Origin of the sequence: Pseudoalteromonas sp. MER144-MNA-CIBAN-0113 (assembly GCF_040308965.1) — a bacterium.
GTDB lineage: Bacteria > Pseudomonadota > Gammaproteobacteria > Enterobacterales > Alteromonadaceae > Pseudoalteromonas > Pseudoalteromonas tetraodonis.
On the sequence record NZ_JBEOOG010000021.1, the window covers coordinates 48,244 to 56,674 of the forward strand.

The 8,431-nt window shown below is 39.7% G+C and carries 11 protein-coding genes; 6 read left to right on the top strand and 5 right to left on the bottom strand.

Translation table 11 applies throughout. The annotated features are described in order from the left end of the window. Window positions 1-6: 6 nt before the first annotated feature. Window positions 7-210: a YheV family putative zinc ribbon protein gene (locus tag AAEY57_RS07805; RefSeq protein ID WP_008114218.1), complete on the bottom strand. Its 204-nt coding sequence runs from the start codon at window positions 208-210 to the stop codon at window positions 7-9. Window positions 211-342: 132 nt separating this feature from the next. Here AAEY57_RS07805 and AAEY57_RS07810 point away from each other — a divergent pair, with 132 nt between their 5' ends. Together AAEY57_RS07810 and AAEY57_RS07815 are read left to right on the top strand one after the other, a co-directional pair. Then, window positions 343-2,262 (top strand): ATP-binding cassette domain-containing protein, encoded by a 1,920-nt coding sequence (locus AAEY57_RS07810; protein ID WP_013466169.1) that lies wholly within the window; start codon window positions 343-345, stop codon window positions 2,260-2,262. Then, window positions 2,249-2,665 carry a TIGR02444 family protein gene (locus AAEY57_RS07815; RefSeq protein ID WP_013466170.1) on the top strand — a complete coding sequence of 139 codons (417 nt, stop codon included), beginning with the start codon at window positions 2,249-2,251 and terminating at the stop codon, window positions 2,663-2,665. Before AAEY57_RS07810 ends, AAEY57_RS07815 begins: the two co-directional genes overlap by 14 nt. Before the next feature lie 77 nt (window positions 2,666-2,742). Here AAEY57_RS07815 and AAEY57_RS07820 read toward each other — a convergent pair whose 3' ends face one another. Together AAEY57_RS07820 and AAEY57_RS07825 are read right to left on the bottom strand one after the other, a co-directional pair. Then, complete coding sequence (locus tag AAEY57_RS07820) at window positions 2,743-2,976, bottom strand: helix-turn-helix transcriptional regulator (protein ID WP_013466171.1); 234 nt, start codon at window positions 2,974-2,976, stop codon at window positions 2,743-2,745. After that, window positions 2,969-3,469 (bottom strand): hypothetical protein, encoded by a 501-nt coding sequence (locus AAEY57_RS07825; RefSeq protein ID WP_013466172.1) that lies wholly within the window; start codon window positions 3,467-3,469, stop codon window positions 2,969-2,971. Before AAEY57_RS07825 ends, AAEY57_RS07820 begins: the two co-directional genes overlap by 8 nt. Window positions 3,470-4,057: 588 nt before the next feature. On the opposite strand from AAEY57_RS07825, the gene AAEY57_RS07830 reads away from it, so the two are divergent. The 4 genes from AAEY57_RS07830 to AAEY57_RS07845 all read left to right on the top strand — a co-directional run bounded on the left by AAEY57_RS07830 (window position 4,058) and on the right by AAEY57_RS07845 (window position 7,629). After that, entirely contained in the window at window positions 4,058-5,050 is a 993-nt protein-coding gene (locus AAEY57_RS07830; RefSeq protein ID WP_036957066.1) for a hydrolase, read from the top strand. Then, on the top strand, window positions 5,047-5,292 hold the full coding sequence (locus AAEY57_RS07835) for a YheU family protein (RefSeq protein ID WP_008114225.1): 246 nt from the start codon (window positions 5,047-5,049) through the stop codon (window positions 5,290-5,292). Before AAEY57_RS07830 ends, AAEY57_RS07835 begins: the two co-directional genes overlap by 4 nt. A 60-nt stretch (window positions 5,293-5,352) precedes the next feature. After that, window positions 5,353-6,543 carry a dipeptidase gene (locus AAEY57_RS07840; RefSeq protein ID WP_036957064.1) on the top strand — a complete coding sequence of 397 codons (1,191 nt, stop codon included), beginning with the start codon at window positions 5,353-5,355 and terminating at the stop codon, window positions 6,541-6,543. A gap of 174 nt (window positions 6,544-6,717) precedes the next feature. Then, the gene (locus tag AAEY57_RS07845; RefSeq protein ID WP_036957063.1) at window positions 6,718-7,629 is read left to right on the top strand and encodes a hypothetical protein; all 912 of its coding nucleotides are present in this window, start codon (window positions 6,718-6,720) and stop codon (window positions 7,627-7,629) included. Window positions 7,630-7,787: 158 nt separating this feature from the next. Here the strand turns inward: AAEY57_RS07845 and AAEY57_RS07850 are convergent, their stop codons facing one another. Beyond that, complete coding sequence (locus AAEY57_RS07850; protein ID WP_164907914.1) at window positions 7,788-7,928, bottom strand: hypothetical protein; 141 nt, start codon at window positions 7,926-7,928, stop codon at window positions 7,788-7,790. Between the two features lie 320 nt (window positions 7,929-8,248). Beyond that, the coding region (locus AAEY57_RS07855) for an EF-Tu C-terminal domain-related protein (RefSeq protein WP_502935491.1) at window positions 8,249-8,431 on the bottom strand (183 nt) is incomplete at its 5' end.

An 8,431-nucleotide genomic window follows, 5' to 3' on the forward strand; every position in this document is an offset into this window, starting at 1 on the left:
TTAGGTTTAGTCGCCTGGATTAAACACGCCAATGATCTGTTCAAATTGGCGTGTTGATGCCTGCACAGCCTGCTCTGGTTGAGCCATTTTGTGACCACACTGCATACATTCAACTTTTTCTACGTCATGCTCTTTGTAGAGCATTAACATATCCATGGTTTTACACTCAGGACACGTTGCTCCAGCAATAAATCGTTTTTTATGTTTCACTTCGTTTTTCCTACCATTTTGACTGACGTTATTTTATCGCAATATTTGCCTACTTGATACGATTGATATAGCTAATAAGATCCGTGTTATAATGGCCGCAATTCAATCAAGGCACAGTAAAGTAACGTATTTATGATCCAAATCTCAGAAATAGAACTGCTTCGCGGTGGCAAAGCTTTATTAAAAAATGCATCGGCTACATTATTTCCAGAGCACAAAGTAGGCCTTGTTGGTGCTAATGGCTGTGGTAAGTCAACGCTATTTAGTTTATTAAAGTCTGAGCTTTCGTTGGATGGCGGTAATTGCAGTATTCCTAAAGATTGGTCACTGGCCTCAGTAAAACAAGAAACCCCCGCCCTTGAAATAAGCGCTATAGATTACGTACTGCAAGGCCACCCTGAATATTATGCGCTACGAATTGCTTTGCGTGAAGCTGAGCAAACCAATGATGGCGACACTCAAGCTAAAGTGCATATTCAGCTTGAAAATATTAAAGGCTATAGCATAGAAGCCAAGGCAGGAGAGCTATTACATGGCTTAGGGTTTGCTAATAACCAAATAGAAAACCCAGTAAGTGCATTTTCGGGTGGTTGGCGTATGCGTTTAAACTTAGCCCAAGCGCTTATTCGCGATGCCGACTTGCTGTTACTGGATGAGCCTACAAACCACCTTGATTTAGATGCTGTGTATTGGCTTGAGCGTTTTTTACGTGCCTACACTGGTACATTGGTACTGATATCTCATGACCGAGAGTTTTTAGATGCGGTGGTTGATCAAATTTGGCATATAGATAAACAACTTATCAATGTATATAAAGGCAATTACTCGCAGTTTGAACGCCAAAAAGCTGAGCGTTTATTACAGCAACAAGCCATGTTTGAAAAACAACAAGATCAAATTGCCCACTTAGAGCAATTTATTACTCGTTTTAAAGCTAAAGCCAGTAAAGCCAAACAGGCACAAAGCCGCGTTAAAGCGCTAGAACGCATGGAAAAACTTGCCCCTGCACATGCTGACTCGCCATTTGATTTTGAATTTGCCGAGCCAACCGCTCTGCCTAACCCGCTAATGACACTCGACAAAGCTAAAGCCGGTTATGGTGATGTGACCATTTTAAACAGTATTAAGCTGAACTTAGTGCCAGGTAGCCGTATCGCGCTGCTTGGTAGAAATGGCGCAGGTAAATCAACACTTATTAAGCTGCTCTCTGGTGACTTACAACCTCAAGCAGGTGAAGTGTTTCAGCATCAGGGGTTAAACATTGGCTACTTTGCGCAGCATCAATTGGAATCACTTGATTTAAAAGCCAGTGCCGTCACTCATCTGCAACGTTTAAACCCTAAAGCCAGCGAACAATCACTGCGTGACTTTTTAGGCGGCTTTGCCTTTGTAGGCGATAAAGCACTCGACCCTGTTGCCCCTTTTTCAGGCGGCGAAAAAGCGCGCTTAGTGCTAGCTATGTTAGTCTATCAAAAGCCAAACTTACTGTTACTCGATGAGCCAACCAACCACCTTGATTTAGAAATGCGCCACGCATTGGTTATGGCATTACAAGGCTTTGAAGGCGCTATGGTCACGGTATCGCATGATCGCCACATGCTTAAAAACACCGCTGATGAATTTTACTTAGTTGATAACGGCGAAGTTACTCAGTTTGGTTACGACCTAGACGCGTATTATCAGTGGCTGCTTAATGCTAATAAAGAAGCCGCTAAAAGCGACACCGATGACGAGCCAAAAGCCCACTCACAAGTAAACCGAAAAGAGCAAAAGCGCTTAGAGGCCGAGTTTAGAAAAGCGATTCAACCGCTTAAAAAGCAAATTGAAAAGCTTGAAAAACAATTGGATAAATTTGCTGCAGAATTAGCTGACGTTGAAGAGGCGCTCGGCGATAACACACTTTATAACGATGAAAATAAAGCTAAGCTCAAAGAGCTAATTACCAAGCAAGCCACACTTACGCCTAAGCTTAATAATGTTGAAGAAGAGTTATTAATGGCCCTTGAAGAGATGGAACAAAAAGAACAGGCATTCGCCGATGAACTTGCTTAACAGCAACGATTTTTGGCAGTTTGCATGTCAGCTTTATAGCGAAGATGGCATGCAAGCGCGCCTGTTAGATTACCAAAACCTGCAAGGTAAAAACGTCAACCTATGCTTGTTGCTGTATTACTTAGATTCTCTCAATCTAGCTATTAACCAAACACAGCTGAGCAAGCTTGAACAATCTATTAGTGAATTTGAGCAGCAGGTATTAAAGCCTCTACGTACTACCCGCGCCTATTTAAAAACAATTCAAACCGAGATTACCGATTACGCCGCAATTCGAAAAGCACTTCTCGGCGCCGAGTTGAAGTTAGAAAAGCAGCAACAAATAATATTGATTGATGTAGTTAATAGTATGGATTTAACAGCCTGTTCAACGCCCAATAACAGCGATAAATATTTGGCATGATTTTTCACCATTATTTTCATCATATCACTTATATTATGAATATTAGCTCGTAATATACGTGGTTACTTTGGTTTGTTTTATAAACCAAGCTGCATATCTTTGGCTTTGTATTGAAACACCTCTTCTAATGGCAAGTTAAAAACTATAGAAATTTTAAAAGCCACTTCTAGAGAGGGTGAATATTTATTTGCCTCAATTGCCATTACCGTTTGCCGAGTTACACCAATAGCATCTGCTAATTGCTTTTGCGTCATTTCATCGCGTAAAAAGCGTAATGTTCGAATAGAGTTAGTTATTACATACTCACTCATAAATATTACCCGTTCTACCTTTATAAAGCTGCGCTATATAGTTGACTATTTCGGCAATCAAAAAAGCACCTACCATGACGTGCATTGGTAAGTATGGAATATTATATTCAATGGCTGGGCCCCAGTTATTAGCTTCAATTTGATACTGAACAATAGCAACACAAATTCCCGTCTGTAATATTATGGCCTTATATTTATAACCCACTAAATTTATTTGCTTTTCTCTCACATCAGGTGGCTGATTTAATTCATTATCACTGATAAATGAAAGTAATAAATAGCTCAATACTATAAGTATCACAGAATAAATTAACACCTGTAGCAATAAACCAGATAACCAAGAAACAGAACTAAGCTGCTGCGTACTCGCATTCATTAGGCTGTTTACATAAAAGTAAGATATGTACACGCTTACTAGTAAATCGATACTCAGCGTCAGTTCTCTAAAACTTATGCTTTGTAAAAATTCTTTAAAGTGCTCTGAACGAGTCATATAAAGCTAACCCCAAGTAAAATATTTTTGACTTTAAAACTATAAGTTCACTCCTTAGCCATGTCAAATATATTTAACACTAGGTTTATTTTATTTAACCTAAAACAAAGCAACGGTTATTCAAAGCTGAACTTTGCTGACCATCTTTATTATAAAAGTGATTAAAAAATCGCAGATAATTTACTAAAAAGTGCAAAATCGACTTAACTTTATTGATCAAAATCAACATCTGCATTGCCCATTTTATAATCTTTTAAATAGCTTGATCTGGATCATATCAAGCCCTGCCAAGCCAGCCTATGATTAACCCATAGACATCAGGAGGCCATTATGGACGTATTCTTTAGAGATTTTTTTAGCGACCCAGTACTATTTTTATCATTTGGATTTTTAGGCGTCGTTATTAGTTTATGCCTCTTCTTTGTGTATTTTTTCATGAAAAAAGTACACGATGCAGATATTAAAGAACAGCATTAAGCACGACGCACAAAGCGCCTTATTAGTTTACTGATTAGGCGCTTTTTATTTTTAAATATAAAAAATTTGCTACACTAGCGCTTCGTTTATTGCAAAGTGCGTAGTACAGACATGATCCCTAAGTTCAAACCCGCATGGTGGATGACCAACCGACACGTTCAAACCATAATGCCGCGTTTTTTTCGCCCTTTTCACCATACTCGCTACGAACTTGCGCAACTTGATACACCCGATGGTGACTTTATTGAGCTTGCTTGGTCACTCCCGCATAACGAAACGGCGCCGCTCGCAGTGGTACTTCATGGACTTGAAGGCAACATAAATAGTTTTTATGCCAAAGGCATGATGAAAGCATTAAAAAAGCAAGGGTTTGCAGTGGTGCTAATGCACTTTAGAAACTGCTCAACCGAAGTCAATCGCTTGCCAAGAGCCTACCATAGTGGCGACACTGCCGATTTAGCCTTTTTTATAAACCATTTAAAACAGCAATTTCCAAAGCGCCCGATTGTGGCTGTCGGCTTTTCATTGGGTGGTAATGTGCTGGCTAAATATTTAGGGGAAGAACACATTCACTGCCCGCTTAGTGCAGCCGCTGTGATATCTGCGCCCTATGATTTGTCATCATCCAGTGATGTTATTCGTAAAAGCTTAGGTAAAGTTTATCAAAAATATTTGCTCGATCGGATGAAAAAGTCGATGCAACGCAAACTCCCACAAATTAAACAGCAGATACCGATCACCACCGATCAGTTAATGGAAATTGACGATTTATTAGAGTTCGATAACCAGCTTACAGCACCGCTACATGGCTTTGAAAATGCGCACGACTACTACAAAAAAGCCAGTGCTATGCCGTATTTAAAAGATATTGCGACACCCACACTAATTATTCATGCCAAAGACGACCCTATGCTGTCGATTAAAGCAGTTCCAAGTAGTCAGGATGTAAGTAAGCATGTTACGCTGCGCATCTCAGAGAGGGGCGGCCACGTAGGTTTTATTAGCGGTAACAACCCATTTAAACCCGTGTTTTGGTTAGAGCAAGTGGTGCCTGATTATTTTAAGCAATGTGTATTTAATAACACCGATAAAGAGTGGCTATGATTATTCCTTTTGAACAACTTGATAAAGACACACTGTACAACCTAATTGAAAGCTACGTTTTGCGCGAAGGCACTGACTATGGCGAACAAGAGTTCAGTATTGAAAGTAAAGTAGCGCAAGTAAATCAGCAATTAAAAAGCGGCGAAGCTATGGTATTTTTCTCTGAGCTACATGAGTCGGTCACCATAATTTCTAAAAGTGAATTCAAAGCACTACAGAGTGAAGCGCAATTCGACGAGTAAACTTGTCAGACACGGCGTAAAAATAGACAATGGCTTTTTTAACTTAAAGAGCCATTATAAATGATAAAACTAAGCTCAATAGTTATTGCAATGTCGATTGCATTAACAGGTGCAGTACACGCAGAAATTACTCCCTCGGATAAAGCAATTAAGCTTGCACACGATACCATTTTAATCGATACCCACATTGATGTACCTTACCGTATTCACGCAAAATGGGCTGATGTAACTAAAGCTACTGATGGCGGCGATTTTGATTACCCTCGTGCAGTAAAAGGCGGTTTAAACGCGCCATTTATGTCGATTTATATTCCTGCTCATTTAGAGTTTGAAGGCAAAGGCAAAAGCTTTCAATTAGCGAATCAACTTATTGATGGTATGGAAGCAATAGCACAACGTGCACCTGACAAGTTTGCCATTGCCAGCTCAACAAGCGATATCGAAGCACAATTTAAGCAAGGTAAAATGTCGATTGCTATGGGCATGGAAAACGGCTCACCCATTGAAGGCGATTTAAACAACCTACAGCATTTTTTTGACCGTGGTGTGCGCTATATCACCCTTGCACACTCGCAAAGCAACCATATTTCTGACTCATCATACGATATTCGTCGCAAGTGGAAAGGCCTAAGCCCATTTGGTAAAGAACTAGTAAAAGAGATGAATAACATCGGCATGCTGATTGATGTGTCTCATATCTCGGACGATGCGTTTTATCAAGTGATGGAACTGTCTAACACCCCTGTGATTGCATCACACTCATCACTACGTAAATACACACCAGGTTTTGAGCGTAATATGAATGACGACATGTTATTAGCTCTTAAAAAGAACGGTGGTGTGATTCAAATTAACTTTGGTTCAAGCTTTGTTACTGCTAAAGCAGGTACGTGGGGCAAACAGTTAAAAAGTAAAAAAGAAGCGGTAAAAAAAGATGGTACTAAGTTAAGTAAAGATTTTGATGCGATGTACCGCGCTAAAAACCCTTACCCATTTGCAAGCTTAGAGCAAGTGCTTGATCATATTGATCACGTTGTGAAGTTAATTGGTATAGAGCATGTTGGTATTGGCTCTGATTACGACGGCGTAGGTGACTCACTGCCTATCGGTTTAAAAGATGTGTCTAGCTACCCCAATCTAGTTCAAGGTTTAATGGACAGAGACTACAGCGATAGCGATATTAAAAAGATTTTAAGCGGCAATACGCTAAGAGTGTGGAAGCAAGCTGAGCAATACGCAAAATCTCATTAAGCTTTACGCGCTAGGCTTAGGTCTAGCGCTTATAGCCACTTTAAACACCGTATTTCGCCACTCACGCCCCGCATTCTTAATTAACCCGTATATTTAACCCTCATTTAACACACTTTTTAACAGACTTATATTTCGAAAACAGATAAATTACCCATTTTAGAGGCTGATTATTTTATGACTATAAACAAAGGAACTATTGCGATTGCTATAGCAACACTTGCCTTGGTAATTTCATGCTACGGAACATTTTTTAAAGATCAGGCCAGTTCGCTTAATAAACCCAACCAGCAACAGCTAAGCTCCACAGTTTCTATTAGTACTCCTGCAGAATACCAGCAATCAAATGAAGCCCTAATTGACGAACTAAGCAAGAAAGTAAGTTCGCTACAACGCAAAATAGCAAACTTAAAACTGCACGCTAATGACTCTTATCAAGAACAAGATACCGACGAATTTAAGGAGCTTGTTCTTGACGTACTAGAGGAAAAACAGCAGCAAGAAGATGAAAAACGACGTGAGCAAAATCCTCTTTATAGCTTTTATGCAGATTTACCAGAAGACTATGATTTAAGGATCAAATCAGAACCTGATTATGCTAAACAAATAAACTCTCAATTAAGAGAGCAAACTTTAGATCCAAGCATCTCTGATTTAAATAGGTTAGCTGCACTGAGCCAACTGCAAATGAATATGTATATTCTAAATAAATCTACTATGCCTGAGTATGACTATGAAGTAGTGGGTAACATTTTAAATTTAGCGAACAACAGTAGTGACGAAAAGTTTAAAATTCAAGCTGTTGAGTTATCAACTCAAACACCGGTACTTGATTACCGCCTTGCAGAGCAGTTTACAAACTTGTTAGAGCAAGACTCGAATGATTATATCCGTCGCTTAGCTGCACAAGGGTTGATGGCGCAATACTACCAAGCTCAAAATAAACAAGGTGGTTATACGAAGCAAATGGCGCAACATCTACTTTCAGTTTATGACAATACCTCTGACAATGCAGTCAGGGCAACGCTTGACGAAATGATGGGTAACCAAGATATGCTTGATGAATTACGTAAGAATGCTGGTTACTAACTAATTAAGTCCATACTCCTACTTTGTTACAGCGATAACATTAATAATTACATTTTACCTCAGGCATAAAAAAACCGAGACTGAGCTCGGGTTTTATTAATGCTTAATGCATTACAACTAATGATTACTCTACGATAGTTGCTACAAAGCACCGATGCCTAAGTAAGTGCGCCACCTTCATGCTTTATCCTCTGAGTTCGATAAAACTCAACCCATGCTACGATGATCAAATTAATACCGCTTTGCTCTGCCTGAAGCCTCGCACCTAATACCTGAAACCTGTATTTTTCTTGAGACATTAAAAAGCCCGACGCTAAGCTCGGTTTTTTTCGTATTAATTAGCTAGGCTAATTATTACTCGTTGAACGTTGCGACAAAGCACCTACCCCTAAGGTAAGAGCGCCACCTTCACATGAAGTAAATTGCAGACATTAAAAAACCCGAGGCTAAGCTCGGGTTTTTTCGTATTAATTAGCTAGGCTAATTATTACTCGTTGAACGTTGCTACAAAGCACCTACGCCTAAGGTAACTGCGCCACCTTCACATGATGTAAATCGCAGCCATTAAAAAAGGCCACCTAAGTGACCTTTTTCTAACAATTAACTTAAACGTTAATTATTACTCTACGATAGTTGCTACAACACCAGCACCTACAGTACGGCCACCTTCACGGATAGCGAAACGAAGACCTTCGTCCATCGCGATTGGCGCGATTAGCGTTACAGTCATCTTAACGTTATCACCAGGCATTACCATTTCTACGCCTTCTGGTAACTGTACGTCACCTGTTACGTCAGTTGT